Consider the following 15043-nt stretch of genomic DNA (forward strand, 5'->3'; position numbering starts at 1 on the left):
GTTTTTCTCGATTGATGTAGATGTGGATGAAACCTGGGGCGAAACGGTGGATACGGTGCTGCCGGGCGAAGCCGTGATGCCGCTGATTGCAGGCGAGCTAGAAAAGGAGACAAACTGGCTGGCAGAACTGCCTCCCGGCAACAATCTCCTGGTGTCGCTGCGGAAACTGGAAGCCGCAAGTGATGCGCTGGTGCTGCATCCGATCGGGGAACTGATCGTCAGCCAAAGAGCCGTGCCGTTGGGCGTAAAGATCGATCAAGTCGGCAGCAAGCAGGCAACGGACGCAAACCAATTTACCCTCAGCGTCAGCACCTCCACCCTGGCAAAACAGGGCGATCGCGAAGAACTGTTCCCGATGGCGCAGTTCCAGAAACTCTCGGATACCGAAAAGCTCTCGCGTCCGGCGTTTCAGCCCGTGCCGGGAGGACTGCGGCTGGCAGCGAGCGGCAAACAGGTGCGAAGCAGTCGCCTGGTGAAGCGCAATGTGCGCTACGAAACGATCGTCATTGACACCGAATACAAGCGAAACCCGATCGCCTTCTTCGCGTTCTGGATTGGGCTGTTTGTGCATTTTATTGCCGGAGCCGCCGTTAGCAAATCAGAACTGTCGCACAAGCACAAAAAAGATCTTCAGCCATTTGACGATCGGGTGGCAGTGAAGAGTCCGCTGTTTACGGTTGCTAATCTTGCCGACAACAAGCCCGTGGCGGCGGAGGCGCAGCAGTTTCGTAGCGAGGCACTGGCGCGGGAATATTTGCGCGATCGCGCGGCTGCCAATCCCAAGCAGGCAAAAGCGATGCACGTCATCCCCTTCGATGAGGCAAATGTGAGCAGATGAGTCCTCAAATCGGTTCCTATTCGTTCTTTCCCTGGCTGCGGCAGGGTCTTGCCAACCAGATCGATCCCAGCAGCATCAGCGGCAGTCGCGCCACGATTCCGGTTGTCCTGACGCTGGAAGGGGCTGGACTGGATGGCACAAAACTCACCCGAACGATTCCCCGCAATGTGCCTTTCTTTGGTCCCGGCGACATTATCGGAATCGATCGCCGCGCCATTATCAAAACTGAGCCGCTGCACTGGATCACCAACTTTGAGCCAAACTATCTGCCCTATATCGCGTTCTACGACGAAGATTTTCCCTGGCGATACACCCCGGAAGTGCCAAACAACGATCGCCTGCGTCCCTGGATCGCGCTGGTGGTGCTGAAGGAGGATGAGTTCACCGAAGCCGCGCAAACGACAGATCGTCCTCTGCCTTATCTCAACGTCGATGCGCCCGAAGCTGTGTTTCCGCCGATCGATCAGCTTTGGGCCTGGGCACATATCCACGTCAATCAAGATCTGGCGAGTAACGCGCAGGAAATCATCAGCAACAACATGGATGCTGTACTGCTGAAACTGGAAGCGGTGCTGCGACAAAACCCGGATGTCGCCTATTCCCGCCTTTTGTGTCCGCGCAAGCTGGATGCCAGCACGACTTATCATGCCTTTCTGGTTCCCTCGTTTGAATCGGGCCGATTGGCAGGACTGGGACACGATCCGGCAGGTGCGCCCAGCGTTAATCACGGAGCCTGGGAACCGAGCGGCGGCGAAACAGAACCCAATTTCTTTCCTTATTACTATCGCTGGACGTTTATCACTTCGACTGTGGGCGACTTTGAATATCTGGTGCGCCTGCTGGAGCCGCGCCCGATCGATAGCCGGGTGGGTCAACGCGAGTTTGATGTTCAGTTTCCCGACTCGAATATCAGCGGCATCACTGATCCAAAGCTAAAGGGGGTGCTGCGGCTGGGTGGGGCACTGCGCGTTCCGTTTAAGACGCTGGATGATGATCAGAAGCAAGCGTTTGAGTTATACGATCGCTGGGATCGATCGGGCTATCCCCAGGCGTTTCAGCGCGATCTGGCAGCATTTATTAACTTGGCGGACGACTATCAGCAGAAAACTGCCCTGCAAGCGCATAATGACAGCTCCTACGAGGCGACGATTCCTGACCCAGGCAATCCGGGTGAAACGCAGACCGATCCCGACCCGCTGATTACGCCGCCGCTATATGGACGCTGGCATTCGCTCACGCCTCGCCTTTTAACTGAACGAGACGGCACAGCAGTCACGCCCAACGACAACTGGGTGCATCAGCTCAACCTCGACCCGCGCCATCGGATTGCTGCCAATTTTGGCACGGAAGTCGTGCAGCGCAACCAGGAAACCTATATGAATGCTGCCTGGGAACAGATTGGCGATGTGCTGGAGGCAAACCGCAAGATTCGACAGGCACAGCTCGCCAAATTTGCGGCTTGGAGTTGGTATGTGCAAACGGTGCTGCCGCTGGCAAGAAATGCCGCCAAGCGGGAACTGGCTCTTTCGCTGATCATGCCTGTCCGCTCGCGTATCCTTGCCGATCGCGTTACGGTCTATCAGCAGGTGAAAACCAGCATTGTGCCGCAGGTGCTGTTCTCGACGGAAGCGCGGCGAATTTTGCGTCCCGGCAGTCGATTAATGAAAACCCTGCCCTTCGACAGCGGGCGCAATCCCGGCAATTTGGTCGATCGGGTCAATCGGGGAGAAGTGACGGCAAATCCGCCCAAGGCTCCGCTGGATAGCGCACCAACGCTGGATGATCTGGCAGACGCACTTGAACCGCCAGATAACACTGTGCCGGACATCATTAAAGATTTGCTGTGGCGGTTTCCCTGGCTGCTGCAAGCCCTGATTTTGCTGATTGTGCTGCTGATTGTGCTGGCAGTTTTGCTGAGAGGGTTTGGGGCTTTGCTGGCTCCCGTGATTCTGGCGATCGCCTGGCTGATTCCCCTGGTGCAGCGATGGCAGGATTTAATGGCTCCGTCGGTCAGTGTGCGCGAGGACAATCAAACGCCCGATCGGGTGGATAATTTGCCCCAAAGCCCAGATTTTCGCGTGATTACCGATCCGAATGATCCGTTTCGACCGACCGCGGGCAACAGCGACAGTCGCGAAGCCGTGAACTATAAAGCGGCACTGCGCGATGCCTACACGATTATTCAGGCAAGCCGCACGGTTAGCGTGCCTCTACGACCGGTGCGACAGCGGTTAAACCTGAATCAAACGATCGATCGACTGGTGACAGGGATAAATCCCAGCGTTACGATTCCGCGCTACGTGGGTCAGCAGCTCGAAATTCCCGATCGAATTCGCGACCAGGTGAGTGAATCCCTAAACGATCAGTTTGTGGAAGTGATGGCATATCCGGAAATCGATTTGCCGATGTATCGTCCGCTGGTGGAAGCGTCGGAAGAGTCTTTTTTGCCGAATTTGAAATACATTGAGCAAAACACAATCTCGCTGCTGGAAAGCAATCAGCCATTTATTGAGGCATACCTGGTGGGCTTAAACCACGAGTTTGCCCGCGAGTTGCTGTGGCGTGAATATGTGACAGATCAGCGCGGCAGCTACTTCCGCCAGTTCTGGGACCCCAGCGGTTATCTGGATGCGACCAATCGCGATCGCGAAACCCTGCGCGAAAAGCTAAAAGACATTCCACCGCTGCATCGCTGGCTGCGAACCTCCAAGCTGGGTCAGCATGACCACCGGGAAGAAGATGGTGCAGTCGAAGAAGAAGTGGTGCTAGTGATTCGGGGCGAGTTGCTCAAGAAATATCCCGATGCAGTGATTTATGCCCACAAAGCGAAATGGATTCGCACCAATAGCGGCGCGATCGATCGCACTAAACCGCGTGCGCTGGAAGATTCCGGCATTGGCGATGCCCAAAACCCGTCACGAGACGTGATTAAAACGCCGCTCTACGAGGCAAAGGTGAATCCAGATATTACCTTTATCGGCTTTGATCTCACCGTTGAAGAAGCGTTGGGCGGCACGGAAGGAACCGAGAACGATGATCCGGGCTGGTTTTTTGTGATCAAAGAGCGACCGGGCGAACCCCGTTTCGGGCTGGACATCGGCAGCAGCCCCAAACTCTATACCTGGAATGATCTGGGCTGGGAAAACCTGATTCCCAACGTGCAGCCCGGCGATATGCTGCAAATTACCAGCAGCAGCCCCACCCTCAGCGTTGAGCCAACTCTCCCCAGTCCAACGGATATTCGCCAGGAGCAAGCAAGGGACGATCGATCGGTGCGCTGGTCGGCGGGCATGGATGCAGCGCAAGTGGCATACATCCTGTATCAGGTTCCGGTCATGATCGCGGTTCACGCTGCCGAAATGCTGCCGCGCCAAACTTCTGAATAATCGCTAGAAATAATCGCTCCGAATCTTCACCCTGATTCATCCTTATTATTTTGCTTGAGCGAGGTCGTCCTATGGTATCCGAGTTTCCAATGTTTAGGAGCCAGTTGCAGCAGTCGCGGCGGCAGCTTGAGCAGGATAAACAGTCCCTCTTCCTCACCGAAGAGAAGCGAAAACAAATCGAAACCCAGCAGGCACAGCTCGACCGCACCTTTGACCCCGATCGAGAAGCCGATCGCGCCGAGCAAAAACGACTGCAAACGCTGCACGACCAGACCGTGCGCCAGATCGATCGCCTCGGCGAACAGGTTGCTACCACCGATGCCACGCTGCAAGCTACCCTCGATCGGTTTGCCGTCCTCAGCGACCCCCGCGAACGGGTGGAGCAGCTCAGCGACCTATATCCGGTACTGCTGCTGCCTTTGCGAATCGAAACTCGCTTCAAGCAGGTGCAAAGCGGGACGGGCGTTCAGTATCAGCTTTGGGTGCGGGTCTTCCCAGATGATTGCGCGGTGGATACCTTTGAAGCCGCCCTCAGCAAAACCGAAGTTCGCAATGCGCGTCGCTATTGGGCGCAGGTCTGGCGGGCAGGCAAGGATGAAACGCTGCGGCGGGCAGCATGGCGCAATTTGGTGGGCAGTCATGGTTCTGGGCGGGCACTGTGGATTGTGGAAAACTACCGTCCCCTCAACGAGGATCAGATTCCCGAACGCGATGACCAAACGATCGTCCTAGTGATTCCGACCGGGGAGCCGCTGACGGGGAGCATGGCTGAACAAACTGCCATCTTTTGGGAACGGGTCTGGCGTGCCCATGATGATGCGGTTGCGCTGAGAAATGCCCAAAATTTTCTGGCTGAAGCGGTCGGCGAGGAGCAGGCACAGCGCATTCTCAAAGACTATCGCCCCTTTAACCTGGACGATCCGCCGCCCGCAGGTTCTCCTGATCGCGCTGAAACCGCCGTGATCGTCACAACGATCGCTTTTGAATCTGACGAAGCCACCCAGACCAAACGCCGCGCCTGGTCGCGTGCCCCGCAGGTTTCTGTGTTGCCCGATCGCCTGGTTCTCATGGGCTACAGCGGCAACAGCCTGACGCTGCAAGCTCTGGGCAACCCGATTCCCTCGCCGCTGATTGTTGGACCCGACCCGCTGGCAGCCGAGGACGACCAGATTCGCCAGGAAGGAGACGATATTGCCGTCAGTTCTGCAATGCGCTGGATGGTGGACTTTGAGGAAGCGGTGCGGGTTGGCATGGGATTTCGGGTCAACTTGAGCCAGGCGCAATATGCAGCGGGCTTTGATAAGCTGCTGGTGCTGGGGGTGCGGCTCAGCTCGGACGAAACAAACAGCAAGCAAATTTTTGAGCAGCTATTGCGAAGCCATCACTACAGCCGGGGCGGTCTCAGTTTGATTCGGCAGGGCACTCCGACGAACAATACCGATGAGCAAGGGTCTGGCTTTTCCAGCACAGCGGACGCGGATGCGAGCTATGAGACCCTCACCAAAAGTAAACGATTATTTGAGCGAAATGACGACTGGTACGATCGCGCCGATGGCCAGTGGTGGGCAGAGCTGCTAGGGATTGATCTAACCTTGCTTCAGCAGGTGCAGGGGGCAAACCAGACTGATGTGCGCGATGCTCAGGCAATGAATCTGGCTTTGTTTCCGGCAACCCTGGGCTACTTTATGGATACGATGCTGGCGCAGGTGTTTGACGATCGATCGATCGAATTTGTGCGGCAGTTTTTCACGCGGTTTGTCAGCGGACGGGGAATGCTAAGCGCGATTCGGATGGGTCAGCAGCCCTATGGCATTTTGCCTGCTACGGTTTATAGCCGGATGAACTGGTCGCGGCAGGAAGGCTTCAGCGCGGCGTTATTTGCAAGTGTTGGCAGCAGCGGCTCACCAGGACTTGCCAAGCTCTACGAAGTGCTGATGCGGGCCTATGGCGTGTGGGGCACATTGCGCGATCGCGTGTCTTATGTAGGCAAATCGGGCGATCCGCATCAGATTTTGCTGGATGTGCTGGGTCTGCATCCCACGTCGGTTGAGTTTGACCAGCGGTATGCGGAAAGCCTGGCGCAGGTAATCAACACCTTCAACTTGCAGGGCTGGCTCGATCAGCTTTTGGTCACGCTATCGCTACTCATGCAGGGAACCCAAATTCTGCGCGACCACGGCTATGACCCCGATCGATTGGGTCGTCCCGATCTGCTGGACAAGTATTTTTTCGCCAAACCCTACGCGGTCAATCCAGAGAACCTGATCCACGATCTGCCGCTTTCTGAAACAGAAGGAATTCGTGCCTACACCGCTGATAAACGCAACTACATTCAGTGGCTCATCGATGCTGCCCGCACGTCGCTCGAAACGATTCGTCAGCAAGCCGGATTAGACGAAAAGCCTACATCGCTGCTGTACCTGATGCTGAAACACGCGCTGACGCTTGGCTATTACGACACTGCCCTGCGGCTGAACCTCACGGCGGGCAATCTATCGCAGCCTCAACTCCAGCAGATTCGCCGCGAAGCCAATTTTATCCACATCGCAGCCGGAACGGAAAGCAGCGAAAGCCGCTACAAGCTTCTCTATGACAACATTGCGAATATTCCTGACCGTCCCGCAGGTCAAACCGTCGCAGACTACATTACCTCTATCCTGTCTACCGCCGATGATGCTGCCCGCTTGCAGGAACAGATCCTTGCCCTGGAGCGATTACAGAATTTGTCTACCGCTCAGCTCGAACGCGCCTTTGTGGAACACCTGGATACCTGCACCTACCGGCTGGATGCCTGGCTGCAAGGATTGGTGCAGTATCAGCTTGCCGTAATGCGCTATGTTGGCGTGGATGAGGAAGAACAGGCGCGATCGGGGCTGTATCTGGGGGCGTTTGGCTGGCTGGAAGCGGTGCGTCCGAAAAATAAGGCGCAAACTCCGGTATCGCTGAGAGATCCTGAGTTAGCGAAAGTCTTTAACCGCGAGGGGGATGTGCCCCTGGTGCGAGATGCCGATAACCTGGGCTATGTCCATGCGCCTTCTCCCAACCATGCAGTGACGGCGGCAGTGCTGCGAAACGGCTATGCTCGCAATGCCACCCCGGAAGATCCAGGCGTGTTTGCTGTTAACCTTTCTTCGGAACGGGTGCGGCGGGCAATGGCGATCGTTGAAGGAATGCACAGCGGGCAAAGTCTGGCTGCACTCCTGGGCTATCAGTTTGAACGCGGGCTGCACGATCGCTACGAGGAAGCCGAGGTCGATCAGTTTATCTTTAAGCTGCGAAAAGCCTTTCCCCTAGTTGCCGATCGCATTCGCGACACTGCCCGCCCCGTCGAGGATAGTGCTGCCGATACTCAAGAATCGATCGAAGCGATCGAAGCCCGTAACGTGATTGATGGCGTGGCTCTGGTGGAGCATATTCAGTCTACGGGCAATGCCACCTATCCTTTTGGCAAAAACTGGCTGCCTCCCGCAGAACCAGCCCAGCAAAACGCGATCAACGCCGAAGTGCGTCGCTTGCTCGATACCCACGATGCTGTCGCCGATCTGGGCATCGCCGAGGGAATTCATCAGGTGGTGCAGGGCAACTACGATCGCGCTGCGGCTTCGGTGGATGCGTTTGCGAGTGGCGATCTGCCGCCCATTCCCGATGTGGTTCAAACACCCCGCAGCGGCAAGGGATTGACCCATCGCGTCGGACTCCACCTGCAACCCGGACTGTTGCCCACCGATTCTCCGATTGGTCTGGCAGTTACGCCTCGCGCCAGTGCAGAGCCAGCGATCAACCACTGGTTAGCCCCGTTGCTGCCTCCACCCGATCGAGTTGGCGTGAGGGTGTCTTACGTCGATGCGGACGGAACGACTGGACAGCAAATTGTGACGCAGGCAGAGCTGGGGCTACAGCCGATCGATCTGCTGTATTTGCTGAATCTAGATGGCGAGCAGGGAAGGACTGCTTTGGACGATCAGATCGTGAAATCCGTCAGTGCCGGAAAGCGACCCGACACCCCGATCACGATTCTTTATACCCAGCGCATTGCCCCCCGCTTCGCTTTCTTTGAACTGGCAGCTCTGATGTCTGAACTGCGAGGGCTGCTTCTGGGGGCACGATCGCTCAATGCTGCCGATCTAATTCTCCCCAATGAAGCCGACTCGAAGACTCAACCCCTGCCCGAATACCGGACGGAGCGGCTCAACCATGTGCGCGATCGCCTCACTGCTTCAGGGAATCCCGTTCAGCCCCTGCGAACTCTCATAAGCGAACTCACTGCTTTGCTCAGCGACCCGATCGCCAACCGCACTGCGCTGATTAGCAACATAGACGATCGCCTGAATCGCTTCATCGAATCTGCCGGTGCTCTAAACCAATTTGGCTTGCCGCAAACGGGCTATGGCTTTGCCCTGGACTGGAAACGCCTGCGCTACCGCGCCCTGATTACCAAAATTGAAGACTTGCTGAATCGCTGGCAGGATAAGCTCGATGCCTTCGATACCTTGCTGACGCAATACGATGCCCTCCCCGCTGCAACCACCGACGACGATCGCTTTGCCTTGCTGGCGAATATCGAAGCTAAGGTTGCGATCGTTCTCACCGACCCCCTGCCCGCCAATCCTGCTGACTATCGGGCAATCGTGATCGATCGACGCGCCCAGTTTATTGCTAAACGCAATCAGTTCGCTGCCCTGCGGGAAACATCAACGCCCAATCTGGCAACGCTGCTAGCAGACATTGAAAGCACCAGCACCAATCTGACAGATTTCGATTTTGTGCGGCTGGAGCTTGACCCGGATGGAGATGAAATTGTACGGTTCAGCGGCGATTTGCTCACGAATGCTCAAAATATCGTTACGGATATCGAGGCGCGGTTGGCAAAAATTAGCGATCGCCTGACCGCATACGGCACGGCAACCACTGCCCGCAATCGAGAGTCTGCGTTTACCGAGGCGGCGCATTTGCTGCTGGGGGATGACTTCCAGGTAGTTCCAGAGTTTCAGCTCGGTCCAGCGCAGGCAGACGAACTCCAGAAGGCATACACCGACAAAAACACGCTGCTCACCTATCTGACCGCCACGCTCAACCTCGACTTCCCTGTTGATGAATGGCTGTACGGCGTTGCCCGTGTGCGATCGATGATGCAGCACTGGGAAACGGCAACGATGCTGAGCGAGGCGTTTGTGAATCGGGAACTGCTTCTGCATCCGCTGCAATTGCCCTACCAAAAGGACGATCGCTGGCTGGCTCTGCCCTACCCGCCGGATCTGAAGTTTGATACCGATAAGCTGCTATACACGGCACATTTCGCCGTCCCCTTCGATCGCACCCTGCCCCAATGCGGTTTGTTGCTGGATGAATGGACAGAGATTATTCCCACGACTGAGGAAACGACCAGCGTTGCCTTTCACTTCAATCGCCCCAGTGCCGAACCGCCGCAGGTGATGCTGCTGGTCACACCGCCACAAATTAACGGACGCTGGGAATGGACAGATTTAGTCGATACGCTGCACGAAACGATCGAGCTTGCCAAACGGCGGGCGATCGAACCCGATCAGATTGCCAGCACTGATTATGCCCGCTTTTTACCCGCAACGATTACGGCGGTCACGTTCAATCCGATCACGATCGCGCTCAATTACGCCGTGGCAAATCAGGTTTATGACCGAATTAATCTTCAAACGAGGGAAGAATAATGCCTGAACCTACCATTACCGACATCCGTCAGGCAATGCGGGTGCGTCGCTTTCCCACCATTACTTTGTGGAATCGGCTGGAAGGGCGACCCCGAACCCATGACTTCAACGAGGCACTCAAAGCCGCTGTGCGTGACCCGCTGTGGATGCTGACGAAGCAGTGGCAAATGGGCGAGTTTAAGGGCGATGATGCCGGTTCACCCGTTTTTGCCAAAATTCACCTCAGCACTGCACGTCTCGATGCGTTTCAAGCAGGCGATCATTCGACGCAGCCCTTCAACACCGACATTCCGCTGGAAGCACAGGTGGAGCGGCGCACGATTTCCTTTGAGCGGGAGGGACAGTTTATCGCCCTCGATCTGCGTTTGCTGATGGGACGACAGTGGCTCAAACTAATGCAGCGAATCGGCAATTTTCGGCAGGAATTTCTCGACCGTTATCCGATCGCCCTACCTGACCCCAGCGATCGATCCAATGCAGCCGTCTGTGCCGATTTCGAAGCCTGGCAGCACGTTGCCGCTGTTGCTGGACGCGCGATGGACGGCTATCAGCTCTACCAGCATCTCAAAGCAGGCGGATCTGCTCACGACGGCACAACCATCTCCGCCGCCGACCATGCCGCAGTGAACGATCTGGCAACCCGATTTGTCACCTGGTTTGAAGCCCTGTATTACCAGCCCGATCCTGAGCCAGATGCAAATGGCAGCGATGCCTGGAAGCCAGAATATTTAGAATATCAATTTGCCATCTCTGCCCCCGATGAAACCGATCGCCCAGTAATGCAGGCAGAAGAGTACTATCACGGGCGACTCGACTGGTATAACCTGGACATCGATCCCGATCGCGCCACGCTGGAACCGACCGCTCCTGACTCAGCACCAGAGACACTTCCCCCGCCTACCCAATCCTTTATTCCGGTTCCGCTCAGCTTTGAAGGAATGCCCAACACGCGCTGGTGGACGTTTGAAGACTCCCGCACCAACTTCGGCGACCTCAGCCCTGGCACAAAGGATCTCTCTAAGTTGATGCTCATGGAGTTTGGTTTGGTCTATGCCAACGACTGGTTTCTGTTTCCGCTGACGCTGCCGATTGGAACAACCACGCGCATCAAGGGTTTAGCCGTCACGAATGTTTTTGGCGAGCGCACCTGGATCGAAGCTGCCGGACGCGGAGCCGATGAAGATTGGCAGCGATGGAATCTGTATACGATGGCAATTAGCGGCACAGAAGATTTGCAGGCGGATATGCGGTTTGTGCTGCTGCCCACAGTTCCTAAAATTCAGGAAAGCGATCCGATCGAGGATGTGCTGCTGATTCGTGATGAGATGGCAAACATGGTCTGGGGTATCGAAACACGTGTTCCCCTCCCGCATGGGCGCAGTCGCCCCGGTCACGAAGCGGCGATCGATCTGGCTCGCTTTTACGATCGTCTGCTAAACGCCACGCCTGCACCAGAACCACCCCCTGCGGCTGCCCCGGTTCGCTATACGGTGATGTCCAATAATGTGCCGGAAAACTGGATTCCCTTTATCCCCGTGCAGGTTCCGGGAGACAATCGGCAAATTCAGCTTCAGCGATCTGCCTTACCGCGCATTGTTGCCCGCAATCCAGCCTCGATGGTTGAAAAGATTCGTCCGCGAACTGCCTTACTGGGCGAGGGGCGAGCCGTCAATGCCGCCTATTTTCTCCACGAAGAAGAAGTCCCCCGTGCGGGTATTCGCGTGATGCAGACCTTTCAGCGCACCCGCTGGCATAACGGCAGCGTGATTACCTGGTTGGGAATCCGCAAGCAAACCGGACGCGGGGAAGGATTCAGCAATCTACGCTTTGACTACCTGGCCTGATGGGGTGACAGCAAGGCAGAGAGGTAAGGCTGATAGCAGAGAGAAACGACGCTTTGCGGCCGAAAAAATAGGGTAAATCCGAAGACTCACCCCAGAATCAAAAAATGTTGCTTCCATTTATCAGGTTTGTCTGCAAGCGCAACTGAGTTCAATCCAATTCATCACTTTGAAAATGTTGGTTGCCCTGTTACAACAGGAACGCTGTGTGAGCATCGAGCGGTTAGCCACCTTGTTTGCTCAACCGATTCAATTTGAAAGTCGCCGCCGGAATCTCCAACGATTTCTACAACTAACGATTTCTACAACTGCCGCAGTTGAATCTCAAAACTCTGTGGTTGCCCATCCTCAAATATTGGCTGAAGCAGCATTTCCATCGCGGGCAACGGCTGTATCTAATGAAACAGATTAAGTGACTACCTGATCTCGTCCTCCTCAGAGAATGTGTTAGGCACGGACTGAGTCTGAAAGAGTAACTAACTGAGGTGTTGTATTGTAGTTTGCTTTGCTTAGTAGATCTAGGGAGATAAGTAGGTAGAATGTTGATGGCTCAACTCAAAGCATAACTTCTTCCCTTGTCCTACTATCATCAGTATCCCCAAGCGTTTTCTCAAACTTACCTGAGTGAGTTGCAAGGACAAATATTAGCTTGTCCCTACTTTGCCGTAAATAATCTAAATCGTGATTTTGTAGGGACGAAGGGGTTTTCTATAGTATTTCGGCGGTCTCATCTAATGGAGGTCAAGCAGCGTTTCCCTTATCTCAAGCTCTACCTGAATCGGGTAGTGCAACAAGAGTGCAATGCTTTTTACCTCAACCCCCTACTACTCGAACTAGGGTCTCGGGTAGACCCCCACATTGATCGCTCCCTGCGCTCCTACTGCGAAACGATCGCCCCTCCTGTTGTAGTCAGCGTTCTTTATGTCGAGGTACCCACAGATTTAGACGGAGGGGAACTGGTGCTGCGATCACACAAACGCCAAATTGGACAGATTCGCCCCCAACCAAACACCCTGCTATTTTTTCAGGGAGATTTGACCCATTCCGTGAATCCTGTGACGAGTCCAGGTATTCGCCTGAGCCTCGTTTGTGAACAATACAACCTGGATGATGCTCAATTAAGGGAAATCCCAGAACTCCAACTAGAGTCAAGGGCAATTAGAGTAGCGAAGGGGAGAAATAAGCGAAGAAAAAGAAGTTGAAGCAATAGCTTTGGTAAGCAAGTTTCCCTACTGATCTTCCTAACAGATGTGTTTCTTGTGCCTAACGGCGACATTCACCGACTGCCAGTAACTTCTCAACTCTAGCCGATCGCGCTTAACAGTCTGGTGTAATAAAGGGTAAATTGGCTATCATTCTGGAGAACTGCTGTTGACAAAGAAATTATCAAAGCTGAGTATTCAATCTCGCCTCTTTATTCATAAAGATATCTTCCCTGCTCCTTTTTTTTGTTAAGCAGCTTGAAGGATCGTAAGTCCTGATGTAAACAGAATCTTAAATTCAAATAGAAAATGATGGAAGGCAAGGTTAACTGTGATAAAACGACTAAGCAAACTAAGTTGGTGCTTTATTGAAGATAGAATTTGGGGTTGAAAAGAGTATATTCTCTGCCTAGGCGTATAGCCTCAGCTCCCTTCTTTCAACTAGTTAGCGATACCTGCTTAGAAGTAATTCTTTTCAATACTCTATGGCTGGAACTCTCGTAAATGGTGTGGCTAGCGGCGACACAACTCAAACTTCCACAGTGCTTTGGACTCGCAGCACCACTCCTGGTAGAGTCCTGTTTGAATACGCTACTGATGCTGGTTTCAAGTCAATTTTCGGCAAGGCAAGACGACAGGTGAGTGATCCAGCCATTCCCGTTAAAGTGCAGATTAAAGGGTTGGAACCTGCTACACAGTATTACTACCGCGCGACCGACCCGACTGGACAGGCAACAGTTGGTCGCTTTCGAACGCCTGCCCCACAACGATTTTATCAGGGGTTACGATTTGGAGTTTCGGGGGATTGGCAAGGTGAACTGAGTCCCTATGCTTCAATTAGCAACGCAGATGAACGTAACTTAGATTTTTTTATGCAGGTGGGCGATACGCTAGAAGCAGATAGCGAATCTCCAGCTTTACCTGGAGTCACACAGGCAAAGACTCTAGAACAGTTTCGTATCAAACATGCTGAGATCTATAGCGATCGCTTTGGACGCAATTTCTGGGCTGATTTGAGAGCATCAACGCCTACCTATGCGACTTGGGACGATCACGAAATTACCAATGACTTTGCTGGTGGAGCGACGCCAGCGCGATCGCCTCAGAAGCAAGGCATTTTTGGTACAGCGACAGAAGGGTTTGTCAACGACACGCCTGTATTTGATGCAGCTCTGCGCGCCTTTCAAGACTATAAACCATTGCGTGATGAGTTTTATGGCAATACGGCAGATCCTCGAACATCCAATGAGCAAAAGCTATATCGCTTTAACCAATTTGGGCGAGATGCTGCGTCCTTTGTCCTAGATGTGCGATCGTTCCGCGATGCACCGCTACCGTTTTTGGCTGAAACGGCTTCTCCTGATGCTGTCAATCAGTATTTGCAAAACGCCTTTCAGCCTGGACGCACCATGCTGGGAGCAGCACAGCTACAGCAGTTTAAAGCTGATTTATTAGCTGCTCAAAAAGCCGGTACGACCTGGAAGTTCGTCATGTCAAGCGTACCAATTCAAAATTTTGGCATACCAACTTTAGGAGAACGCTGGGAAGGATTTGCCGCAGAGCGAGCTGATTTACTGCGTTTCATTCAGCAGAACAACATTGAGAATGTTGTATTTGTCACTGGAGATTTTCATGGCAATGTAGTTAACAACGTCACTTATCAAGAAGGATTCGGTCAGCCACAAATTCCGACGGGGGTAGTGGATGTGATGACTAGTCCGGTTGGCATTCAACTCACTGTTCCATTCTTACCTGCGCCGTTTAATCAAACCTTTGCTGCTCCGTTTGGAACGGCAACCGTTGCCTTTACACCGCCGAGTCTGCTGGCAACTCAAGGCAAGTCTCAAGCTCAATATCTTGGATTGAGCGATCGCGCTGCCAAAGATCAGTTCGTCCGAGAAGTATTGGATACTCGAATTACAGCATTAGGCAATGATCCGATCGGCTTGGAAGGCTCAGGCATTAATGCTCAACTGCTCCAAGGTCAGTATATTGCGGCTCATACTTATGGTTGGACGGAGTTTGAGATTAACCCGCGTACTCAAAAGTTGTTAGTAACAACCTATGGGGTTAATCCTTATACTCAAGCCGA

The 15043-nt window shown here is 54.0% G+C and carries 7 protein-coding genes; all 7 read left to right on the plus strand.

Annotated features, from left to right (window positions below; all coding sequences use genetic code 11):
- Nucleotides 1–838, plus strand: an 838-nt coding sequence (locus tag H6F80_RS10310; RefSeq protein ID WP_199296490.1) for a hypothetical protein, incomplete at its 5' end; no start/stop codon positions are given.
- On the plus strand, nt 835–4224 hold the full coding sequence (locus H6F80_RS10315) for a hypothetical protein (RefSeq protein ID WP_190791477.1): 3390 nt from the start codon (nt 835–837) through the stop codon (nt 4222–4224). The genes H6F80_RS10310 and H6F80_RS10315, both read left to right, overlap by 4 nt.
- Before the next feature lie 71 nt (nt 4225–4295).
- On the plus strand, nt 4296–9908 hold the full coding sequence (locus tag H6F80_RS10320) for a hypothetical protein (protein ID WP_190791478.1): 5613 nt from the start codon (nt 4296–4298) through the stop codon (nt 9906–9908).
- Nucleotides 9908–11752 (plus strand): hypothetical protein, encoded by a 1845-nt coding sequence (locus H6F80_RS10325; protein WP_190791479.1) that lies wholly within the window; start codon nt 9908–9910, stop codon nt 11750–11752. The genes H6F80_RS10320 and H6F80_RS10325 overlap by 1 nt, the downstream gene beginning before the upstream one ends.
- Nucleotides 11753–11924: 172 nt before the next feature.
- Nucleotides 11925–12161, plus strand: coding sequence for a hypothetical protein (locus H6F80_RS10330; protein WP_190791480.1), 237 nt, complete (start codon nt 11925–11927; stop codon nt 12159–12161).
- Between the two features lie 322 nt (nt 12162–12483).
- Nucleotides 12484–12951 (plus strand): 2OG-Fe(II) oxygenase, encoded by a 468-nt coding sequence (locus H6F80_RS10335; RefSeq protein WP_242067273.1) that lies wholly within the window; start codon nt 12484–12486, stop codon nt 12949–12951.
- 485 nt (nt 12952–13436) lie between these two features.
- Nucleotides 13437–15043, plus strand: a 1607-nt coding sequence (locus H6F80_RS10340) for an alkaline phosphatase D family protein (RefSeq protein ID WP_190791482.1), incomplete at its 3' end; no start/stop codon positions are given.

This window comes from Leptolyngbya sp. FACHB-711 (genome assembly GCF_014695615.1).
Lineage (GTDB): Bacteria > Cyanobacteriota > Cyanobacteriia > Elainellales > Elainellaceae > Leptolyngbya_A.